Origin of the sequence: Mesorhizobium sp. M0802 (assembly GCF_040320115.1) — a bacterium.
GTDB lineage: Bacteria > Pseudomonadota > Alphaproteobacteria > Rhizobiales > Rhizobiaceae > Mesorhizobium.
On the sequence record NZ_JAMYOY010000017.1, the window covers coordinates 12,823 to 32,197 of the forward strand.

The window sequence follows — 19,375 nt, forward strand, 5'->3', positions numbered from 1 at the left end:
CGCATGGCCCCGCAAGGCAAACAGCGCGCCGACCAGTGCGACCTTTATAAGGGCGAGCCCGAGCAGTACCGTCGGCAGTCCTCGATCACCGGTGTGTTGCAGGAGCAGCGCGCCGACGAACGGCGCCGCGGCTATCGCGTTACGCCAAGCGCCTGGGGTGCGGTGGTATCCTCGGGCTCCCCGAAGGCAGATCCCGGCGAAAGCCCATTCGTCACATCTTTGTAGAGCGCTATCGGATGCGGGCGCCCCACCAGATATCCTTGGATTTCGGGACATCCTTCCTTCATCAGGAAGGCACGCTCGTCCTCTGTTTCGACACCCTCCGCGATGACAGGCAAGGCCAGCGCATTCCCCAGGCTGAGTATCGTGCGAACGATGGCGGCCGATTGGGCATTCGAACCGACACCCGAAACAAAACTGCGATCGATCTTGATCTTGTCGAATGGAAACGCCTGCAACGAGGACAACGAGGCATACCCCGTGCCAAAATCATCCATCGAGACCCTGACGCCCAACGCCTTCAACCTCCGCAAAACCGACAAGGCGGTTGCCCGGTCGCGGATGAGAACCCCTTCCGTGATTTCCAGTTCCAGCCGCCCCGGAGCAAGGCCGGTCTCGTAGAGGATAGAATGAACGAGGCCTACCAGGTCGCCGAAACGGAATTGCACGGGAGAGAGGTTGACGGCGATCTGCAGCGGTGAGGGCCAGGAGGCCGCGTCTCTGCACGCCTGCCTGAGCGTCCATTCACCTATCTCAACGATCGTGCCATCCTGTTCGGCAAGCGAGACAAACGCGTTTGGCGAGATGAGCCCATGCTTTGGATGGTGCCATCGGGCGAGTGCCTCGAAACCGAAGATTTCGCCGTCCATCCTGGCTTGCGGCTGATAATGAAGCACAAGTTCGCCATGGGCGACCGCAGAGCGCAAATCTCGCTGCAAGGCGTAGCGCTCTCTTAGCCGCTTATCCATCTCAGGATCGAAGAATTGCACCATTCGACGACCGTCCGCCTTGGCCCGGTACAGCGCTGCGTCGGCATTTGCCATCAGCGCCGCGGCATTCTCTCCGTCTTTCGGATAGATCGCCGCGCCGATGCTCACCCCGATCGAAATGTGCTGGCCTCGGATTTCGAATTTGCCTGCCGCCGATTCGAACAGACGGTCCGCAACGTCCTTGGCACTCGCGGACCGGTCATCCATGGCCAGGACAACCGTGAATTCGTCGCCGCCCATGCGCGCGATAAAGGCCTCAGGCGCCGCGGTTTGGAGACGCCGGGAAATGGTGCAAAGCAGATCGTCGCCGGCGGCGTGCCCGAAAACGTCGTTCGCCTCTTTAAAATGGTCAAGGTCGATGCTGAAGACGGCAAAGCTGGCGTGCGTTGCTTTTGCGCGCTCGAGCGTCGTGGCCAGGTGTGCTGCAAGCGCGGCTCGGTTCGCCAGGCCGGTAAGCGGATCGTGGTGCGCGAGATGCGCGATTTCCTCGTGCCGTGCCATCAGTTCGGTGCGCGCTACGTTCATGTTCTCGCGCGCGTCGTCCAGGCCGTGGGCGGCTTCCCTCACCTTGTCCTGGAGCAGGTTGAAGCTTTCGGCCATCTCTCCAAGTTCGTCACGAGAGTTTACCGTAACCGGCATGATATTCACGGAGGCATGCGCCGCAGCGAGGTCTCCCCGCCCCAGGGCGACCATGGCGAGAGAGAAATCCTTCAGCGTTCCGGATGTCAGACGCTTTGCCGCGTTGCTCACCTCGGTCGCCGAATGGGTGATCATTCCCGGCAAGATCAGGCCAACGCTGATGGTCAGCAGCGCGACAACCACAAAAATGTCCTCCAGCGCGGCGACCAATGAAGTGTCGCCTTGGGGAACGCTGCCGATCGCCAGGAAATAGCCGGCACCGTCGAGCACGAGCACAAAAAGCATGGCTCCGGTAAGCTTCAGGTGAAGCGTATGTGGCAGCAAGGGTAGACCGAGTGCGTATCGATCCTCCATCGTGCGCCAGGCGTAGAGCGCAGCACCCGAATATGCCAAAGCCAGACCGAACAGGACGGTAGGAAGGCCAAATTGCTGAAATCCCAGTATGGCGGTCAACAGCCATATTGCAGCCGCGCCTACGCCAAGGATGATCGTTCCCCTGGGAGCCCGGAAGGGTCGCTCGGCTTCGGGACTGTCACGGCGCAAGAGCCAGACTGCGATGTTTGGCATGCAGATGCTGATCAGGTACGTAAAATTGGCCGCGGCGATCATCCAGAGCGGATACCCGCACAGCATGAAGCCGATTGCCGCGGCAGCTGTGAGCAGCGTTGCCGCCCAGGGACAATCTGTTGAGGTGCGCCTGGCCAGGAAGCTCGGCAGCAGGCCGTCTTCGCTCAGCTGCGCAAGGGTCCGCGCGGCGCCTGCCAATGGCTGCAACGTTCCATGGAACATGTTCAGCATGATGAGCCAGATGGCGGCCGCCTTGCCGAAACTCCCCAACAAGGGCGCAAAGGTGGGCCCGAGAGCTATGGCGAGGTCGGTGCCGAGCGGCTCCGGTCCGAGCACACCCAGCCAGACAACCGGCAGGACCAGGAAATAGACGCCCGCCATTGCGGCGCTGGCCCACATCGCCAGAGGAATGTTGCGGTTGGGATCGATGGTTTCGCCAACATGGCAGGCTGCAGCCTCAAATGCCGGTGCGGCAAACCCGATCAGATACAGTCCCGCCATCACCGACGTGATGTCGCCGAACAGGCCGGTAAACGGGCTGGTCAGGGCAAAATCCGTCGCCTGCCGCCAGTCGACCGAGCCACTGATGACCGGTACGAGGGATGAGAGAAACGCAAGCGTCGCGGAGGCCGTGGCGATCGGGATCGCCAGTTGGACCACCCACTTGATTCCACACAGGTTGACCGCCGTAAAGAATGCGATGAGCCCGCAGGCGACCGCCTCCACGGGGAGGCCCGGCAGGTACCATTGCTGGATTGCAGACGCTGAAAGAACCGCTGTCAGTCCGCAGGTCGGCACCCAACCCCACCAATAGCAGGTGCCCGTCAAAGCCGAGAGAACGGGACTGTAAGGTCGGAAGGCTTCGGCGCACGCTGCAGAGATACCGCCGACGCGGTTTGGCCACATGAGAACCAATTCGGTCCACGCAGGCGCGGCGGCCCAGCTTAGAAGCAGACCAACAACGAGCAAAGGAACCGCAGCGCTTCCTTGACCGGGAATATTCCCCTGACCGACAAAAAGGGCGGCAATCAGAAACAGGCTTTGATTGCTGCCACCCATGGCGAGCGCTGTCGTGCCCATCCATCCCAAGGTTCTCGGGTGCGGTCGTGAAGGCGTGAGGCCCGGCATTCAGAGACATCCATTCGAGTGCGGAGCGCTGTCTGACTGGCGAATGTAACCTGCGGAGATATTTCTGTCGAACGTCGCGCTCCCGAAGTCAAAGTTGGAACTTAGGTGAGACGTATTAAGACTTCGTACCAAATCCGATCCCGCTGATGATCACTGTCAACTTCCGGTGGCTGCGGTTCAATCATGCTGATGCCGGTCCGAATGGCTCGATCTCCTCCGATCCGGGATATCATTTCCAATTTTATCTAATCGCCCACTATGGAAGAGCCATCGAATAGTCGCGAATACAGCCTAATATCGCTTATTATCGACAAATCTCGTGATTGCGGAGCGCCATCATTCGAAACGGCGGCTGAAGTCGACTGTAGATCGCTAAGCACATTGACCGCTTTTGACTTCGTAACTCGCCATCGTGGGGGGCAAGGACCGAGACTTCACGCCGTGCCTCAAGCTGGAGCTAACTTGTGCGAGCACGCCGCATAGCCCCGCGTTGCAGGGTAAACAGCGCGCCGACCACGCTGGGCGCGGCGGTCGGCCTTGGCGCGCTGGTGGGTCCTTCCCAGGCCGGCGCCCGTACGGTCGATATGGCGATCGCTCGCTACCATCATCGGATCTGGACCAAACTGGCCTCGGTGACATTTGTGACCATAGGCGTGGCGACGCTCTGGACCGGCCTGCCGGTTCTGCCGGCCGCGCTGATTTTCTACGGCGCCGGCTTCGGCTAGCATGGCCGGGTATCTTCACATGCGGCGACATGGTGTTCTGGACGATGCTTGAGCGCGACGCGACCTCGCCAGCGGGCACGCCTTCGACGCCGGCCCGCAGCAGGAATGTGTTCAGCACCAGAACACTTGGGATCAGCGTTGCGGGCGCCTGCACACGTGAGTACTCCGCCTCACAAGCCTTCCGGCTGGTCCTCGAGGACGAACGACGCTGCAATCAGGTCATCGCCGCTGATGCGGCCACTGCCGCCAACCATGATGGATGCGACTTTCTGAAAGGTCTTCATGTCGGCCTCTGTTATGCGCGCATCGCGCATTCTCGCCCTGAGAGAACCCAGGCGGGCATCGAGGGCTGGCGATGTCTCGACGTCATCGATCATCTTCGATCATCCTGGAGCGCAATGTTAAATCCGCAGCCCGCCGCCATGGTCGGCGGCGGGCTGCAGCTATTCGATCAGTCGTAGACCTTCACAATTTTCCGGGTGCCGGGGTCGACCAGGACGGTGCGGTTGTCGACCACGACATAGCGGTATTTGACGTTGGGAACTTCGTGCAGCTCGACCGTATCAGGCAAGGCACTGCCGACGTTCAGCTCCACGCCCGGGATCTTCACCGAAGCCAGCGGCTGCTTTTTCACATATTCGCGGACGACCGTATCCTGCTCCGGTGTGATGACGACATCCTGAGCTGCGGCGCCGCCTACGCCAGCCAAAAGCAACAAGCCTGCAGCGGCACTTGCAAAGTGGATTTTCATGGTTTTCTCCTCGCGTAATCCGGCGACGGCACCACGCCTGTTCGCCGAGGGACCGAACTTGAGATCAGCCAGATTGTTCCTATGACTTCAGTCCGCGGCGAACCAGACCAAAGTCGGATATCAGCTAAGACCCAAGTCCCGAGGCGGAACGTTCAAGCGGGGCAGGCGTTTCCCAAATGCAACTAAATAAAACAGGAGAGGAACACATGGCCGACGGCCCAACTGTTGTTAATTCTGGTGGTGGGGGCGGCACTGCGATTGCTGTTGTTCTTGCACTTATTGCAGTCGTAGTATTGCTTATTTTTACCGGCGTCATCAATATCCGCGGCGACGGCGGCAAGGATATCAACGTCAAGGTTGAAGCGCCAAAGGTGGAAGCTCCGGCTGCACCCGCAAAGCCTGCGGCACCTGCCCCAGCCCCTGCGAGTGGCGGCTGATCTGCTCGCATCCACGCTTCCGAACTGACCTATGAAAAGGAAATTCCCATGACCAGATATTTCGTCGGCGCCGCCGGCGCCCTCGTCCTTATGGCGGGCATCGGCACCTCGTTTGCCGAGGACGTTATTGTTCTCAAGCCCGAACAACAGACGGTCGTTCGCGAATATATCCATAAGCAAAAGCTGGCATCAGTCAGTTTGCTCGGCGTCGAACTCAATGTCGGCACGGCACTTCCAGGCACTGTCGAGCTCCACGCAATCGACGTTCCGGATGTCCGCTACAAGTATACGGTTGTCGGAGATCATGCGGTTCTCGTCGATCCCGACACGCGCAAGGTCGTGCAGATCATCGAATAATGCGCGAGCCCGCCGCTCCGGTCTGGAGCGGCGGGCTGTGGCTGCCCTGTGAAATTCTACGGGCAGCCTTTTCTCAACGGGAGGATGTCTGATGTTTAGCGACAAGGAAACTTGGGTCCTGGAAGCTGCCTTACTCGCGGCAATTCCAATTTGCGTAGCCGTCACCGCACTCGTGGCATTTTTGACCGCGGCCTGGATATGAATCGCTTCCTGTTTGTGATGGGCGACTTTCTATCCCGGCCACCGGGCTTCTATGTCCTTCTTGTAGCCATGCTGCTCTGTACTGCGTTGGTGCCATTCGGCCTGACGAATGTGGTCACCTACGCATTGTCGGTAGCGGCCATCGTGATCACCGGCGTTGTACTGATCCAGGGTTACCGCGACACGGCCGCCATTCACGCCAAGCTTGATGAGATTATCGTTTCGCTGAATGAGACCAGAAACGATGTCGTCGGCTTGGAGCATGCCGAGCCGGAGGAGATTCGGGAGAAGCTCCAGACACTCGAAGAAGAAGCAATGAAAGCGGTTCGCCCGCCGCATTGACCCTCCGCTGGACTATCTGTCATCCATCAGCAAAAAAGCCCGGGAAACCGGGCTTTTGCTTCGCATCTAAATCATTTCGGATTTATCCGAAACGGGAATTTGGTGCCCAGAAGAGGACTCGAACCTCCACTCCTTGCGGAACACGGACCTGAACCGTGCGCGTCTACCAATTCCGCCATCTGGGCTGGTGCGGGCTCATGTAAGCGGGCAAACGATATGTGTCAACGCGCTTTTTCGAGGGCCGCTGCCTGCCGGCTTAGTTTCCCAGGGGTCAGCGCCGCCCCTCACCTGCCTGCCGGCATCCTCCCCCCGCACAGTGACGGGGAGAGGGGCGCTCTCATCGATGATTTTCGCCGGTCACCTGCGTCACAAGAAGAGCGCCGAGGCTGCGGCCAGCCCTTTCTCCCCGTCACTATACGGGGAGAACTGCCCGGCAATGAGGGGCAGCGCCGACTCGGCGAATGAGTTGGCCGAAAACCTCACCCCTCCAGCACGTCCTTCGACGCCACAGTGGAATCGGCGTTGAGCTTGTAGATCACCGGCACGCCGGTGCCGAGCTCGAGCTTGACGATCTCCTCGCCGCTCTTGCCGTCCAGCGCCATGATCAGTGCGCGCAGCGAATTGCCATGCGCGGCGACCAGCACGGTGCCACCCTTCAGCACATGCGACTGCATGTCGTGAAGATAATAGGGCCAGACGCGGGCGCCGGTGTCCTTCAGGCTTTCGCCGCCGGGCGGCGGCACGTCGTAGGAGCGGCGCCAGATGTGCACCTGCTCTTCGCCCCACTTCTGACGCGCGTCGTCCTTGTTGAGACCGGAGAGGTCGCCGTAGTCGCGCTCGTTCAGCGCCTGGTCGCGGATCGTCTTCAAATCGCTCTGGCCGACCGCGTCGAGAATGTGCTGGCAGGTCTTCTGCGCCCGGATCAGCGCCGAGGTGAAGGCAATGTCGAATTTCAAGCCGCGTGCCTTGAGCTTCTGGCCGGCTTCCTTGGCCTCCTTGTGGCCCTGCTCGGTAAGGTCGACATCGCGCCAGCCGGTGAACAGGTTCTTCAGGTTCCATTCGCTCTGGCCGTGGCGCACGAGCACGAGAGTTCCCGACATGTTTGCTCCTTCAAAATTATGGATGGTTTAGCTCAAGCCGAGCACGTCCCGCATGGAATAAAGTCCGGGCTTTTTACCGCGCGCCCAGAGCGCGGCCTTGACCGCGCCGCGGGCAAAGATGGCGCGGTCCTCGGCATGGTGCGACAGCGTGATGCGCTCGCCGGTCCCGGCCAGGATGACGCTGTGGTCGCCGACCACCGAGCCACCGCGCAAGCTGGCAAAGCCGATCGTTCCTGGCTTGCGCACGCCGGTATGGCCGTCGCGTGACCGCACATCGTTGCCGGCAAGGGAAATGCCGCGTCCCGCCGCCGCCGCTTCGCCGAGCAGCAAGGCGGTGCCCGAGGGCGCGTCGACCTTGTGCTTGTGATGCATTTCGAGGATCTCGATGTCGAAATCCTCTGGACCGAGCGCGCGCGCGGCCTGCCCGACCAGCACCGCCAGAAGACTGACGCCGAGGCTCATATTGCCGGATTTGACGATCGTCGCGTGGCGCGCCGCGGCCTCGATCCTGGCGTCGTCTTCCGCCGAGCAGCCGGTGGTGCCGATGACATGGGCAATGCGTGCCTGCGCGGCATAGCCTGCGAATTCGACGGTGGCTGCCGGCATGGTGAAATCGAGCACGCCGTCGGCCTTGGCGAACACCGGCAGCGGATCGTCGCCGATCGTCACATTGATGATGCCGATGCCGGCAAGCTCGCCCGCATCCCTGCCGAGATAGGGCGATCCGGTTCGTTCGACCGCGCCGACGACGCGGGCGCCGGGGATCGAATGGATGGCGCGGATCAGCGTCTGGCCCATGCGGCCGGCCGCCCCCACCACCACCAGGCCCATTTCGCTGGATTCGCTCATGCTGTTCTCCCCACCGCCTTCTTGGCGCGGCTGCGCCGGACCGGAGTTTGGACGGGCTTCGAGTCGTCGACAAGCCCCAGTCCGTTCTTGCCTTGAATGCGGTGGAAGCGGGCGTAGACACTGTTTGGATCGGCCATCAGTGCGGCATGGGTGCCTTCCTCGACCAGGCGCCCCTCTTCAAGCACGATAATGTGGTCGGCGTTGACGACCGTCGACAGGCGATGCGCTATCACGATGGTGGTGCGCCCTTCCATCACGTGGGTCAGGGCCTCCTGGACGCGCGCCTCGGCCTCGTTGTCGAGCGCCGAGGTCGCTTCGTCGAGCAAAAGGATCGGCGCGTTGCGCACGATCGCCCGCGCAATCGAGACGCGCTGGCGCTGGCCGCCGGAAAGGGTCGAGCCGCCCTCGCCGACGGGCGTGTCGTAGCCCTGCGGCTGCTGACGGATGAACTCGTCGGCCGCCGCCAGCACCGCCGCCCGCTCGATCTCGGCGTCGGTCGCCGAAAGTCGGCCAAAACGGATGTTGTCGCGTATGCTGCCTTCGAACAGATAGGGCGCCTGCGAGACATAGGCGATCGAGCCGCGCAGCGAGTGCTTGGTGACTTTGGAAATGTCCTGGCCATCGATCTCGATCGAACCCTTGTCGACATCGTAGAAGCGCTGCAGCAGCGCCACGAGCGTCGTCTTGCCGGCACCCGAGGCCCCGACCACCGCCGTAACCTTGCCGGCCGCGGCGGTGAAACTCAGGTTCCTGATCACCGGCATGTCGGCGCTGTAGCCGAACGTCACATTGTCGAAGCGAACCTCGCCGGTGGTGATCCTGGCTTCGACCGCGTCGGGCGCATCGCCCTGTTTAGGCTCCAGGTCGAGCAGCTCGTAAATCATCCGGGCGTTGACCAGGGCACGTTCCATACCGACCTGCGTACGAGCCAGGCGCCGTGCCGGATCGTAGGCCATGATCAGCGCGGTGATGAAGGAAAACACAGCGCCTGGTGGTTGTCCGAGCACCAGCGCCCGGTAGCCGGAATAGGCAAGGACGGAGGTAATGGCGAAACCGCCCAAAATCTCGGAAATCGGCGACAGCCGCTCCGCGACCCGGGCGATCTTGTTGTTACGCTGCTCGGCCGTATCGGCCATGATGCCGATCCGGCGCGCCAGCTCGGCTTCCAGGGTGAAGGCCTTGACGATGGCGATGCCTTGCGTGGCCTCCTGTACGGACCCGTTCAGCCGCGAGTTGATCAGCACCGATTCCCGGTTGATGCGCCGCAATCGGCGGGTGATGTAGACGACGGCCCAGATCAGCGGCGGCCCGATCAGCAGCGAGCTGAGCGACAACACCGGATCCTGGTAGATCATGACGCCAACGAGGGCGATCAGCGAGACCGCGTCGCGGCTGATGGAGGTCAGCGTCAGCGACAGCAGATCGCGAACGCCGCCGACATTCTCGTTGACCTGCGCCGCCAGCCGACCGGAACGCGTATCGTTGAAGAAGTCGACGCCGAGCTTCATCAGATGGTCGAAGCTGCGCTTCTGGTAGCGGGCGACCAGATTGTTGCCGATCTTGGCCAACGCGACCGCCTGGCCGTAACCGGCGAAGCCGCGCAGCACGGAGGCGGCCATGAACCCGGCGCAGATCCAGACGATCATGTCGCCGCGTCGTTCGTAGAAGATCTCGTTGATCATCGGGGCCATGATCCACGCCGTGAAGGCGGTGGTGGCGGAAACAATCAGCAGGCAGCCGACGGCAACGACATAGGTCCAGCGATATTCACTACCGTTTTCGGCCAGGATGCGGCGCAGCACCGCAGTGACCTCAGCTGGCTGGACTTTCAGTTTGAGTGGACTTTGAGCGGTCAAATCGCGGGCGCTTCGTGGTTTGCTAGAGCATGATGCCGAAAAGTGTGAAGCGGTTTTCGGACGACATCATTGCTCTATCTCTTTGATTTAGAGCCGGATGATTTCAGGTCGATTCGATCTGAAATCAACCGGCATCTAGGGATGCCAGGCTGGAATTCGGCCCCCTCTTAGCGCCCCGGCTACGGCTTGCCTATGGCGAAACTTCGTCGCGGCTCGAGGTCAGGGTCACGAAAGCGGCAGCCATTTCCAGGAACAGACCCATGTTCGGGACGAAATGGATTACGTGCGCCAGCGCCGCCCCGCGGTCTGGACGCCGAACAGCGACGGGTTGCGGGCATAGGCGGCAAGGCCCAGAAGCGCTGCCAGCGGGTGGATGATGACATAGACCGGCATCGAGGCCATCAGCGCGCTGTGCGGCGCTTTGTCCTCGAAGGCGGCACGGAAACTGCCTTCCTTCAGTGCCGGAACGATCTTTTGCGCGATGCCGCCGGTCAAAAACACGCCGCCGCGGCTCATGAACACCAGCGCGAGGTCGCCGGCGGTGCGGCCGAGGCAGGTGACGAACAGCGCCAGCGCTTCCTCGGCAACCGGGTCGGTCTTGGCCAGCGCCGCCCCGGTGATTTCGGCCGGCGTGGTGAACGGCGCCGGCTTGCCGTCGGCCTTGGCGACCGCCCGGTAGACATTGACCAGACCGCGCCCGCACAGGATCTGCTCGCCCGAAATGCGGCCGTCCAGCTTTTCGATATGCGGGAACACCTCGAAATCGCGCGGCGTCCGCGGACCGATATCCATATGGCCGCCTTCGCCAGGCACCGGGATCCAGTGGTGGAGGGCATGAACCAACCCGGCGACGCCGAGGCCGGTGCCGGGGCCGAGCACGACGCGTCCGGCATTCTCCTCCGGCGTGCCGCCGCCGATCTTTTCCATATGCTCTTCGCCGAGCGCCACGACGGCCAGCGCCTGCGCCTCGAAATCGTTGAGCACGACGATGTCGCCCAGGCCCAGATTGGCAAACATCTGCTTCGGCTTCACCACCCAGGGACAGTTGGTAAGCGGGATCTCGTCGCCATCAACTGGTCCGGCGATCGCCAGCACTGCCGAATTCGGCCGGATGGACGATCGGTCGAGCACCGCCGCCTGGATCGCCTCGTCTATGGTGGCGAAATTGGCGGTTTGCACGATATGCGGCTCACCGGCTTCCGAATTTGCGTCGAGCACGATCGAAAAGCGCGCATTGGTGCCGCCGATGTCGCCGATCAGCACTGGAAACCGCAACGCGGTGTCGTCGTCGCCTGACATGCTCTTGCTCGTCCCCTTTGCGGCGCCGTTGCGACCGTTTCAATCGCCCGGTTTTTCAATCGCCCGGTGTTCAATCGCCCGGTGTTCAATCGATTGACTAGCGCATGGCCCCGGAAAGGGAAAGCGTCAGTTCGCCATCACTGTCCGACGTTTGCCGGCGGCCGTCGCCTTGGCAGGGGAATGCCGATCTCCGGCGTGGCGGTGAAGGCGTTGGCTGCGTTTGGCAAGCCGCCCGCATTGCCCGCAATAGGCGGAGGCGCGTCGGGTTCCGGCGCCCTGGCGGCGATCGGCACGCCGCCGCCGCGATAGGTGACGGCTTCCGCCGAGTCCGCGTCGGGCTGGTCGAGCACGAACTGGCATTGTTTCGGCAGGTTCGCCATCGTCATCAGGTCGCGCGCCTTGGGCGCGTCCGGGTTCTTGTTGGGGCGCCACGGCTCCTCGGTAAACCACCAGGCCAGCGGCTTGCCGCAGCCGTCATCGTCGGGCGTCGCTTCCTGTCCCTTGCAGTTGGGCGAACCCGGCTGGCAGCCGATGCGGATGTGGAAATGATAGTCATGGCCCCAGAACGGCCGGATTTTTCTCAGCCAGGTACGGTCGCCGGTGACGGTGTCGCACAGCTTCTTCTTGATGCCTGGATTGACCAGGATGCGCTCGACTTCCGGATAGCTCGCGGCGCGCTTCAACAGCTTGGTATGTATGGGCTTCCACAGCCTGTCCTTCACCAGATGCGTCTTGTCGTCGACCATCAGCGTGGCGCTGATGTTTTCGCGCTCCTGGGTCGTAAGCTTGCGGTCGGGCATCGGCGTCAGCCAGATGTCGGCGTCGAGGCCGATCTGGTGCGAGGCGTGCCCGGTCAGCATCGGGCCGCCGCGCGGCTGCGAAATGTCGCCGATCAGAAGCCCCGGCCAGCCGTCGGCGGCGGCATCGCGCGACAGCTTCTCGATCAGCGCAATCATCGTTGGATGACCCCAGCGCCGGTTGCGCGAGGGACGCATCACCTCCCAGTTCTGGCCGTCCATCGGAATGGCGACGCCGCCGGTGAAGCAGCCCTTTGAATAGAAGCCGAAGGATTGCGCCGCAGCCACCGCCGGCAGCTTCTTGGCGCCGAACAGGTCTTTTGCCCGTGGCTCGGCCGTGATTGCGCCCGCCACCAGCCCGGCCAGCGCCACGATCGCCAGCGCCGCCGTCAGGAACGGCCGTCTGCCGGTCAAGGATCGCATCGAAATCGTCATGAACCCCACTGCAAAAGTCCGCAACACAATCGAATCATATCACCCTCGGGCTCGCGTTTCGATTATCTACCTTCATCGGGCTGCGCGGCTCGCCGTCGCGCCAGCTGCCGTCGGCCCACATCCGATCGAACGCCTGGCGGTAGTCCGGATAGCGGAACCGGTAGCCCGCTGCCTTGATCGCGGCGTTGGCGACGCGCTTGTTCTCGCCATAGAAGGACCGCGCCATGGGCGAAAGTTGGGCGGTCTCGAAAGGAATCTCCGGCGGCGGCTCGACGCCCATCAGCGAAGCGGCATAGGTGACGACATCCTGCGGCGGCGCCGGCTCGTCATCGGTGATGTTGAAAATGCCGCCTCTATTGCCACCGATGAGGTGCCAGAGCGCGCCGGCGATGTCGTCGCAATGGATGCGGTTGAACACCTGGTCGGGCTTGACCAGCCGCCTGGCCGTGCCGTTTTCCAGATTGACCAGCGCGTTGCGACCCGGCCCGTAAATGCCGGAAAGCCGCAGGATGGCCACCGGCTTGCCGGTCTCGAGTCCAAGCTGCAGCCAGCCCCGCTCGGCCGCCACTCGCATCGACGAGCGTTTCGACACCGGCCGGCATTCGGCCGTTTCATCGACCCAGGCACCGTCATAATTGCCATAGACGCCGACGGTCGAGAGATAGCCGATCCAGCGAAGCGCCGGCATCGCCTCGATCGCCTTGCGCGCGGCGAGAAGCACAGGGTCGCCGGCCTCCTCCGGTGCCACCGAGACGACGAGATGGGTGGTCTTTTCCAGCGCATCGCCGATTTCAGGGGTCAGGGCGCCGTCGAACAGCAGCGGCGCGATGCCGACCTGCCGCAGCGCGTCGAATTTTTCCAATGAGCGCGTGGTGCCAAAAATGAGATTCTTGTGAAGAGGGGCGCCCACACTACCCCTCCCCACAAGGGGGAGGGAACGCTGCCGCGCGCTCTTACCGATCCCAGTCGCTGGGTCTGCGAAGGTAGGCGCTTCCGCGAGTTCCCCTCCCCCTTGTGGGGAGGGGTTAGGGGTGGGGGTATTCGTAGTGCGCAAACCGTGCCAGCCCGCATTGGCCCGTGCAAAGGCTTTGCCCGAATAGCCGGCGCCAAAGATAAAAACCTGTTTTTCGCTCATGCGTGCGCCTCAATTGGCAATACGGACAGCCATTCGCCCCGCACTGTCGTGTCGGTTTCAGTGTTCGAGTAGATCGCCGCCTGCCCGTTGAATTCGGCGGCCGTCACCAGCCGCGCCAGCGCCCAGATCGCCGCGCCGCGCACCAGCGGCGAGGCATCGCCAAGCAGATCGCGCACCGGGCCGGCCAGCGAAACATCGCCGGAATTGCCGGCGGCGGTCAGCACGTTGCGGACAAAGCGGTCGCGGCCGATGCGCTTGATCGGCGAGCCGGAGAAAAAGGTCCGGAACGCCGTGTCGTCCAGCTGCAACAGTTCCGCCAGCGGCGGTTCGCGCAGTTCATCGCGCGCGGCGAGCTTGGCCTCCGAGGCGGCGCGGGCGAACTTGTTCCACGGGCAGGCGGCGAGACAATCGTCGCAGCCATAGATGCGGTTGCCGATCTTTTCGCGGAATTCTTGCGGGATCGGCCCCTTGTTCTCGATGGTCAGGTAGGAGATGCAGCGCCTGGCATCGAGCCGATAGGGCGCCGGAAAGGCATCGGTCGGGCAGGCGTCGAGACAGGCGCGGCAGGAACCGCAATGGTCTACCTCGGTCGAATCTGGCGTGAGCTCCGCCGTGGTGAAGATGGTGCCGAGAAACAGCCAGGAGCCGTGCTCGCGGCTGACCAGATTGGTGTGCTTGCCTTGCCAGCCGAGCCCGGCGGCCTCAGCCAGCGGCTTTTCCATCACGGGCGCCGTATCGACGAAAACCTTCACGTCGCCGCCGGCCCGCGCGACGATCTTGCCGGCGATCTCCTTCAGCCGGCCCTTCATCACCTCGTGATAGTCGCGGTTTTGCGCATAGACCGAGATCGCGCCGAGATCGCGCCTTGCCTGCAGCGCACGCGGATCGTGGTCGGGGCCGTAATTCATTGCCAGCACGATGATCGAGCGCACCTCGGGCCACAGCGTCGAAGGCTCGCTGCGGCGTTGAAGCGTCTCCGCAATCCACGCCATCGAACCGTGAAAACCATCGGCGACGAATTCTGCCAATCTGGCAGGCGCCAGCGGGATCGCGTCAGGCGTGGTGACGGCAACCGCATCGAAGCCGGCGCGCCGCGCCTCGGCGTCGATCAGCGCGCGCAGGGTTTGGCTTCTAGAAGTCGAGGTCCGCATAATGCGAAACCGGCGACAGGCCGCGAACCCGGTCGGAGAGCAGCGGCCGGAACGACGGCCGCGATTTCACCCGCGTGTACCATTCGCGCGCCGCGGCATGCTCGCGCCAATCGATCTCGCCGAGATAATCCAGCACCGACAGCGTCGCCGCTGCCGCCAGGTCGGCATAGGTGACCTTGCTGCCGGCCAGCCAATGACGGGTGCCGGCCAGCCAGTTGGTGTACTTCATGTGCTGGCGAATGTTGGCGCGCGCCGCGCGGATCGCCGCCGAATCGGGGGAACCGCCGCCCGCCGTTTCCGGCATCACCGGCTTCAGCACGCGCTCGCGCACCAGATGCCGGGTCACTTCGCTCTCGGCCTTGTTGAGATACCAGTCGGTCAGGCGGCGGATTTCGGCGCGCTGCATCGGGTCTTCCGCAAACAGGCGCTTGTCGCGCTTCAGGACACCACGTGTTTCGTCGAGATATTCAGCGATCACCATGGCGCCGACGATCGGCACGTCGCCTTCGGCCAGCAGGATAGGCAAGGTGCCGGCGGGGTTCAGCGCCAAAAACTCCTTGCGCCGCGTCCACGGTTTTTCCTCGATCAGCGCCAGCTCCTCGCCATATTCGCCGAAGGCGAGGCGCACGAAGCGGCAGGTGGCGAACATCGGGTGATGGAAAAGCGTCAGCATGATTCCGCGATATTAAGGCGCACTGGCGAATCGCCGTCCGCACCGGTAAGTCTTGGCGGCCCGTCATGCGGCCGTCACGGTGCTGCGACCTATAGGGGGACTTCCGCGCCGTGACAAGCAAGCCCTTTTGCCAGCCGTTTCCTTCCGTCCCTTGAATGCCGAGGTTGCCATGGATAGCCACACCATCGTCGAAGCCCTGCTGCTCGGCCTGCTGGAGGGGCTGACCGAGTTCATCCCGGTCTCCTCGACCGGCCATATCCTGCTCGCCGGCCATTTCCTCGGCTTCCATTCCACCGGCAAGGCGTTCGAGATCCTGATCCAGCTCGGCGCCATCCTGGCGATCCTCAGCGTCTATTTCCGCCGTCTGTGGCAGATGCTGCTCGACCTGCCGCATGATCGGCTGACGCGGCATTTCGTCATCGGCATCCTGATTGCCTTCCTGCCGGCCGCCATCATCGGCGCGCTGGCGCATGATTTCATCAAGACGGTGCTGTTCGAATCGCCAAGGCTGATCTGCATCATGCTGATCATCGGCGGCGTCGTGCTCTTGGTCGTCGACCGCATGAAGCTGCAGCCGGTCTACCGTGACGTCGAGCGCTTCCCGACAAGGCTTTACCTGCAGATCGGCCTGTTCCAGTGCCTGTCGCTGATCCCCGGCACGTCGCGCTCCGGCTCGACCATCGTCGGCGCGCTGCTGCTGGGCGTCGACAAGCGCGCGGCGGCGGAATTCTCCTTCTTCCTCGCCATCCCGACCATGGTCGGCGCCTTCGCCTTCGATCTGTTCAAGAACCGCAACGTGCTGAGCAGCGCCGACCTGCCGATCATCGCTATCGGCTTCATCGCCGCCTTCCTTACCGCGCTGATCGTCGTCCGCTTCCTGCTCGATTACGTCTCGCGCAACGGCTATTCGCTGTTCGGCTGGTGGCGCCTGGTGGTGGGAGCGGTTGGGTTGGTGGCGCTTTTCATTTGGGGGTGAGCTTTACCCTCCCCCTTGTGGGGGTCCGAAGGACGGGCGAGACAGGCGGCTCGCCCCGGTCAGTCGATCCGCAAAGCGGATCGGGGTGGGGGCGCCACGCCCCCGCCCCGTTTCGCCAACGACGCTTCGGGTCGCTTGCTCACCGACCCTCCCCACAAGGGGGAGGGTAAAGGCCGCTAACTCCTCCCAAAAAACGCGTTCTCGACATGCACCGGCCAGCGCCAGGGCAGCACCGCGATCATGTCGAAGCGCATCGACAATCTGCCGTAGTCCGGCTGCCGCGACAGCCAGATGTCGGCGGCGCCCTCGATGCGGCGCTCCGATTCGTGGCCGATCGCCTCCATCGCTTCCATGAGCGTGCGCCGCGCCTTGACCTCGACGAACAGCACCAGGTCGCCGCGCCTGGCGATCAGGTCGATCTCGCCGAAGCGGGTGCGATGCCGGCGGGCGAGGATGCGATAACCTTTCAGCATCAGCGCCGCTGCCGCCAGCCACTCGCCGCGATGGCCGCGCCGATAGGCTTTTTGGCGGCTGGCGGCCGGGCGCTCAGCCACCTTCGCCTTCTCCAACCGCATCCCTGAGTTCCAGCAGCCGCCGGTAAAGCGCCTGCTTCTGCCCGCCGGTCATCTTCGCCGCCTCCGCCGCCGCCTTGGACGCCGGCATTTCGGCGGCCAGCGACAGCAGCAGCCTGTCGATGTCGGCGGGTTGGTCGGCCTTGATCTCGGCGGGCCCGACGCAGATGACGATTTCGCCCTTCGGCGTATCGGCCGCCGCATAATAATCGGCCAGCGCCTGCAGCGTTCCCGTCCGCATCTCTTCAAAAGTCTTGGTAAGCTCGCGGCCGATGGCCGCCTTGCGCCCATCACCCAGCGCCTCGACCATCGCAAGCAGCGTATCGGCCAGCCTGCGTGGCGACTCAAAGAAGATCAGCGTTGCCGACACCGTCCTGAACGTTTCGAGCTTTGTGAGCCGCTGCCCTGCTTTCACCGGCAAAAACCCCGCAAACAGGAAGGCGTCGGACGGCAGGCCCGACGCCGTCAGCGCCGCCAGCGGCGCCGATGGGCCGGGGATCGGCACCACGCGCAGGCCGCGCTCCAGCGCTTCGCCGACCAGCCGGTAGCCTGGGTCGGAGATCAGCGGCGTGCCGGCATCCGAAATCAGCGCCACGCTCTGCCCGGCCTCGAGTGCTGCGATCAGCTTCGGTCCCGCCTCGCCGGCATTGTGTTCGTGATAGGCGGTTGTGCGCCTGCGGATGCCGTATCGGTCGAGCAGCACGCGTGAGACGCGGGTGTCCTCGCAGGCGACTATGTCGGCGGCAGCCAGCGTTTCCAAGGCGCGCAGCGTGATGTCGGAGAGGTTGCCGATCGGCGTCGCCACCAGATACAGCGCCGGCGCCAGCGACCGGACCGCGATCTCGGTCTGCCCGATCACATAGCTGCGCTTCTCGCCGGTCACCGGGGTCTCTCCATTTCGCCCTGTTTGGCACGGCGCGCGCCGGGTTGCAAAACTCCCGAACGTCGAGCCAAACCTGACGCCGATGTAACCCGGCGGCCATGTCTTTGCCACAGTGGGGAACGAAAGCGTGGCTGGCGGATTGAATACCTGAGTCTCTTGAGGAGGAGGACAGGATGGACAGCCTGGAATTGCAGGACGTTTTCGAGCCCTATTATGCCGAGCGCAAGCGCTTCACTGCGCGAAAGGGCAAGCGTGCGCTCGCCGAAAGCGACACCGGCCTGGCCAGTCGGGCGGCCACCGCCTTGCCGACGAATGTCAGGCTTTCGGACAACAAACCGGACAGCACGACGGAGCACTGACCGTACGATGCCCAATCGTTTCGATATCTTCATCACCCGTCTTGAAACGAAGAGCGCCCGCGAAGGCGCGCCGCCGCATCCGATGAACGACCAGAACAGCGTCCGCCGGGACAAGAGCGACGCCAAGCCGGCCCGGACCGGAGAGGCGCATGCCGAGAAACACCGCGGCAAGCGCCGCTTCAAGCACGACGCTTAGTTTGTCGATCGGTGCAACATCGTCATCCTAGGGCGAAGCAAGGAGCGAAGTGACGCGGCGCAGACCCTATGATCCATTCCGTGACCTCTGCCGAAGGATGCAGCGGCGCAGAATTCTGAACCGCTGCAGCGCCTTAACCTCGCGGCATGAATCCTCGGGTGAAGTCCGAGGATGGCGAACGCGGGCGTGGAACGCCCCAACCACATCAGTCAGCCCAGGTATCGCGTCACCCTCACCTCCAGCAATCGCACCAACTCCGGATCCATGAATCCGTAATCATCCGGGATGTCGAGGCAGATGACGCGGGCCTTCTTCAGGCTCTCCTTGAATTTCTTCTGCAGCTTGGTGCGGTGCGCCTTTTCCATCACGAAGACGATGTCGGCCCAGGCGACCAGCTCATGCGTCAGCGGCGTGTCTGCATCGTGATTGGTGCCGGCCGACTCGACCTCGATATCCCTACGTTTGGAGAACACCTGCTCGGCGGTCGGGCTGCGCAAGCGGTTCTGGCTGCAGACGAACAGGACGTTCTTCACCGACTACTCATCCCAGATCTTACGCAGATTTTTGCTGAGAGGGATGTACTGATCAAATGTGAGTCCATTCAGATCAAACTCGAGCAACTCATCCTTGGCGATTCCGCGAAGCTTATTTCCAATATATGTTATGAAACTGAGGACAACGCTGAATTCGCTCAAGTGGGTCAATTTTAGTTTCGATGTGACCGTTGCGTTCCTGATGAAAATCGCCTGAGCCTCAAAGAGGTCGTCTTGCTCTGGAGATCTCAAGATTTCGGTCAATCCAAACTCGAACACATCATCCGTGTTCAATGTCATCAAGGTCTCGTGGATCAGGAACGTCATCGCAGGAGTCACCTCGGATGCGGCGCTGGCACGCCAGCGGTTCAACAAGTCGACTTTCTAACATCCTTGCTCAAGCCGATAAATCGTCCAACAGCCCG

At 62.7% G+C, this 19,375-nt stretch carries 21 protein-coding genes, 1 tRNA gene and 1 pseudogene; 7 read left to right on the top strand and 16 right to left on the bottom strand.

Annotated features, from left to right (window positions below):
• Positions 1 to 131: 131 nt before the first annotated feature.
• The gene (locus NKI10_RS22120; protein ID WP_084566745.1) at positions 132 to 3,323 is read right to left on the bottom strand and encodes an amino acid permease; all 3,192 of its coding nucleotides are present in this window, start codon (positions 3,321 to 3,323) and stop codon (positions 132 to 134) included.
• Between the two features lie 464 nt (positions 3,324 to 3,787).
• Here NKI10_RS22120 and NKI10_RS22125 point away from each other — a divergent pair, with 464 nt between their 5' ends.
• Both NKI10_RS22125 and NKI10_RS22130 read left to right on the top strand, forming a co-directional pair.
• Positions 3,788 to 4,048, top strand: coding sequence for a hypothetical protein (locus NKI10_RS22125; RefSeq protein WP_352537504.1), 261 nt, complete (start codon positions 3,788 to 3,790; stop codon positions 4,046 to 4,048).
• Positions 4,049 to 4,077: 29 nt separating this feature from the next.
• Positions 4,078 to 4,509, top strand: coding sequence for a hypothetical protein (locus tag NKI10_RS22130; protein WP_352861945.1), 432 nt, complete (start codon positions 4,078 to 4,080; stop codon positions 4,507 to 4,509).
• Here the strand turns inward: NKI10_RS22130 and NKI10_RS22135 are convergent.
• Complete coding sequence (locus NKI10_RS22135) at positions 4,500 to 4,799, bottom strand: DUF1236 domain-containing protein (RefSeq protein ID WP_023698077.1); 300 nt, start codon at positions 4,797 to 4,799, stop codon at positions 4,500 to 4,502. The two genes, NKI10_RS22130 and NKI10_RS22135, sit on opposite strands and share 10 nt — an antisense overlap.
• A gap of 206 nt (positions 4,800 to 5,005) precedes the next feature.
• Between NKI10_RS22135 and NKI10_RS22140 the strand changes: the two genes are divergently transcribed.
• The 3 genes from NKI10_RS22140 to NKI10_RS22150 all read left to right on the top strand — a co-directional run bounded on the left by NKI10_RS22140 (position 5,006) and on the right by NKI10_RS22150 (position 6,136).
• Positions 5,006 to 5,236, top strand: coding sequence for a hypothetical protein (locus NKI10_RS22140; RefSeq protein WP_033001362.1), 231 nt, complete (start codon positions 5,006 to 5,008; stop codon positions 5,234 to 5,236).
• Between the two features lie 48 nt (positions 5,237 to 5,284).
• A complete protein-coding gene (locus NKI10_RS22145) occupies positions 5,285 to 5,593 on the top strand; it encodes a DUF1236 domain-containing protein (RefSeq protein ID WP_352861948.1) in 309 nt (102 codons plus the stop codon).
• A 198-nt stretch (positions 5,594 to 5,791) separates the two neighbouring features.
• On the top strand, positions 5,792 to 6,136 hold the full coding sequence (locus tag NKI10_RS22150; RefSeq protein WP_023672069.1) for a low affinity iron permease family protein: 345 nt from the start codon (positions 5,792 to 5,794) through the stop codon (positions 6,134 to 6,136).
• A gap of 100 nt (positions 6,137 to 6,236) precedes the next feature.
• Here the strand turns inward: NKI10_RS22150 and NKI10_RS22155 are convergent.
• From NKI10_RS22155 to NKI10_RS22195, 9 genes are all read right to left on the bottom strand, one after another.
• Positions 6,237 to 6,321: transfer RNA gene (locus tag NKI10_RS22155), tRNA-Leu, on the bottom strand.
• 294 nt (positions 6,322 to 6,615) lie between these two features.
• Complete coding sequence (locus NKI10_RS22160; RefSeq protein ID WP_023672068.1) at positions 6,616 to 7,236, bottom strand: 2,3-bisphosphoglycerate-dependent phosphoglycerate mutase; 621 nt, start codon at positions 7,234 to 7,236, stop codon at positions 6,616 to 6,618.
• Positions 7,237 to 7,263: 27 nt separating this feature from the next.
• A complete protein-coding gene (gene dapB / locus NKI10_RS22165) occupies positions 7,264 to 8,085 on the bottom strand; it encodes a 4-hydroxy-tetrahydrodipicolinate reductase (protein WP_352861950.1) in 822 nt (273 codons plus the stop codon).
• Entirely contained in the window at positions 8,082 to 9,941 is a 1,860-nt protein-coding gene (locus tag NKI10_RS22170) for an ABC transporter ATP-binding protein (RefSeq protein ID WP_352861952.1), read from the bottom strand. Before NKI10_RS22170 ends, dapB begins: the two co-directional genes overlap by 4 nt.
• Before the next feature lie 279 nt (positions 9,942 to 10,220).
• Positions 10,221 to 11,240 carry a glucokinase gene (locus NKI10_RS22175; RefSeq protein WP_023687565.1) on the bottom strand — a complete coding sequence of 340 codons (1,020 nt, stop codon included), beginning with the start codon at positions 11,238 to 11,240 and terminating at the stop codon, positions 10,221 to 10,223.
• Between the two features lie 137 nt (positions 11,241 to 11,377).
• Positions 11,378 to 12,460: a penicillin-insensitive murein endopeptidase gene (gene mepA / locus NKI10_RS22180; RefSeq protein WP_373420153.1), complete on the bottom strand. Its 1,083-nt coding sequence runs from the start codon at positions 12,458 to 12,460 to the stop codon at positions 11,378 to 11,380.
• A 46-nt stretch (positions 12,461 to 12,506) separates the two neighbouring features.
• Positions 12,507 to 13,607 (bottom strand): SDR family oxidoreductase, encoded by a 1,101-nt coding sequence (locus NKI10_RS22185; RefSeq protein ID WP_023672065.1) that lies wholly within the window; start codon positions 13,605 to 13,607, stop codon positions 12,507 to 12,509.
• On the bottom strand, positions 13,604 to 14,758 hold the full coding sequence (gene queG, locus NKI10_RS22190) for a tRNA epoxyqueuosine(34) reductase QueG (RefSeq protein ID WP_352861954.1): 1,155 nt from the start codon (positions 14,756 to 14,758) through the stop codon (positions 13,604 to 13,606). Before queG ends, NKI10_RS22185 begins: the two co-directional genes overlap by 4 nt.
• Complete coding sequence (locus NKI10_RS22195) at positions 14,739 to 15,431, bottom strand: glutathione S-transferase family protein (protein WP_023672063.1); 693 nt, start codon at positions 15,429 to 15,431, stop codon at positions 14,739 to 14,741. Before NKI10_RS22195 ends, queG begins: the two co-directional genes overlap by 20 nt.
• Before the next feature lie 169 nt (positions 15,432 to 15,600).
• Here NKI10_RS22195 and NKI10_RS22200 point away from each other — a divergent pair, with 169 nt between their 5' ends.
• Positions 15,601 to 16,407: an undecaprenyl-diphosphate phosphatase gene (locus NKI10_RS22200; protein ID WP_023687560.1), complete on the top strand. Its 807-nt coding sequence runs from the start codon at positions 15,601 to 15,603 to the stop codon at positions 16,405 to 16,407.
• Between the two features lie 176 nt (positions 16,408 to 16,583).
• Here the strand turns inward: NKI10_RS22200 and NKI10_RS22205 are convergent, their stop codons facing one another.
• Positions 16,584 to 16,961: a YraN family protein gene (locus NKI10_RS22205; RefSeq protein ID WP_023698068.1), complete on the bottom strand. Its 378-nt coding sequence runs from the start codon at positions 16,959 to 16,961 to the stop codon at positions 16,584 to 16,586.
• The gene (gene rsmI / locus NKI10_RS22210) at positions 16,954 to 17,862 is read right to left on the bottom strand and encodes a 16S rRNA (cytidine(1402)-2'-O)-methyltransferase (RefSeq protein WP_352861956.1); all 909 of its coding nucleotides are present in this window, start codon (positions 17,860 to 17,862) and stop codon (positions 16,954 to 16,956) included. The genes NKI10_RS22205 and rsmI overlap by 8 nt, the downstream gene beginning before the upstream one ends.
• Positions 17,863 to 18,035: 173 nt before the next feature.
• Here rsmI and NKI10_RS22215 point away from each other — a divergent pair, with 173 nt between their 5' ends.
• A complete protein-coding gene (locus NKI10_RS22215) occupies positions 18,036 to 18,221 on the top strand; it encodes a hypothetical protein (protein WP_023687558.1) in 186 nt (61 codons plus the stop codon).
• 79 nt (positions 18,222 to 18,300) lie between these two features.
• Here NKI10_RS22215 and NKI10_RS22220 read toward each other — a convergent pair.
• The 3 genes and pseudogenes from NKI10_RS22220 to NKI10_RS22230 form a co-directional block, all read right to left on the bottom strand.
• Positions 18,301 to 18,435: pseudogene (locus NKI10_RS22220) on the bottom strand (EamA family transporter); the annotation flags it as partial.
• A 191-nt stretch (positions 18,436 to 18,626) separates the two neighbouring features.
• Entirely contained in the window at positions 18,627 to 18,950 is a 324-nt protein-coding gene (locus tag NKI10_RS22225) for a low molecular weight protein tyrosine phosphatase family protein (protein ID WP_023698066.1), read from the bottom strand.
• A 3-nt stretch (positions 18,951 to 18,953) separates the two neighbouring features.
• Entirely contained in the window at positions 18,954 to 19,322 is a 369-nt protein-coding gene (locus NKI10_RS22230) for a hypothetical protein (protein WP_155923877.1), read from the bottom strand.
• Between the last annotated feature and the right edge of the window lie 53 nt (positions 19,323 to 19,375).

Bases quoted from the DNA above. Each gene is read 5' to 3' on its own strand.
- NKI10_RS22120 (WP_084566745.1), bottom strand. From the start codon at position 3,323: ATGCCGGGCCTCACGCCTTCACGACCGCACCCGAGAACCTTGGGATGG.
- NKI10_RS22130 (WP_352861945.1), top strand. From the start codon at position 4,078: ATGGTGTTCTGGACGATGCTTGAGCGCGACGCGACCTCGCCAGCGGGC.
- NKI10_RS22135 (WP_023698077.1), bottom strand. From the start codon at position 4,799: ATGAAAATCCACTTTGCAAGTGCCGCTGCAGGCTTGTTGCTTTTGGCT.
- NKI10_RS22140 (WP_033001362.1), top strand. From the start codon at position 5,006: ATGGCCGACGGCCCAACTGTTGTTAATTCTGGTGGTGGGGGCGGCACT.
- NKI10_RS22145 (WP_352861948.1), top strand. From the start codon at position 5,285: ATGACCAGATATTTCGTCGGCGCCGCCGGCGCCCTCGTCCTTATGGCG.
- NKI10_RS22150 (WP_023672069.1), top strand. From the start codon at position 5,792: ATGAATCGCTTCCTGTTTGTGATGGGCGACTTTCTATCCCGGCCACCG.
- NKI10_RS22160 (WP_023672068.1), bottom strand. From the start codon at position 7,236: ATGTCGGGAACTCTCGTGCTCGTGCGCCACGGCCAGAGCGAATGGAAC.
- dapB (WP_352861950.1), bottom strand. From the start codon at position 8,085: ATGAGCGAATCCAGCGAAATGGGCCTGGTGGTGGTGGGGGCGGCCGGC.
- NKI10_RS22175 (WP_023687565.1), bottom strand. From the start codon at position 11,240: ATGTCAGGCGACGACGACACCGCGTTGCGGTTTCCAGTGCTGATCGGC.
- mepA (WP_373420153.1), bottom strand. From the start codon at position 12,460: ATGCGATCCTTGACCGGCAGACGGCCGTTCCTGACGGCGGCGCTGGCG.
- NKI10_RS22185 (WP_023672065.1), bottom strand. From the start codon at position 13,607: ATGAGCGAAAAACAGGTTTTTATCTTTGGCGCCGGCTATTCGGGCAAA.
- queG (WP_352861954.1), bottom strand. From the start codon at position 14,758: ATGCGGACCTCGACTTCTAGAAGCCAAACCCTGCGCGCGCTGATCGAC.
- NKI10_RS22195 (WP_023672063.1), bottom strand. From the start codon at position 15,431: ATGCTGACGCTTTTCCATCACCCGATGTTCGCCACCTGCCGCTTCGTG.
- NKI10_RS22200 (WP_023687560.1), top strand. From the start codon at position 15,601: ATGGATAGCCACACCATCGTCGAAGCCCTGCTGCTCGGCCTGCTGGAG.
- NKI10_RS22215 (WP_023687558.1), top strand. From the start codon at position 18,036: ATGGACAGCCTGGAATTGCAGGACGTTTTCGAGCCCTATTATGCCGAG.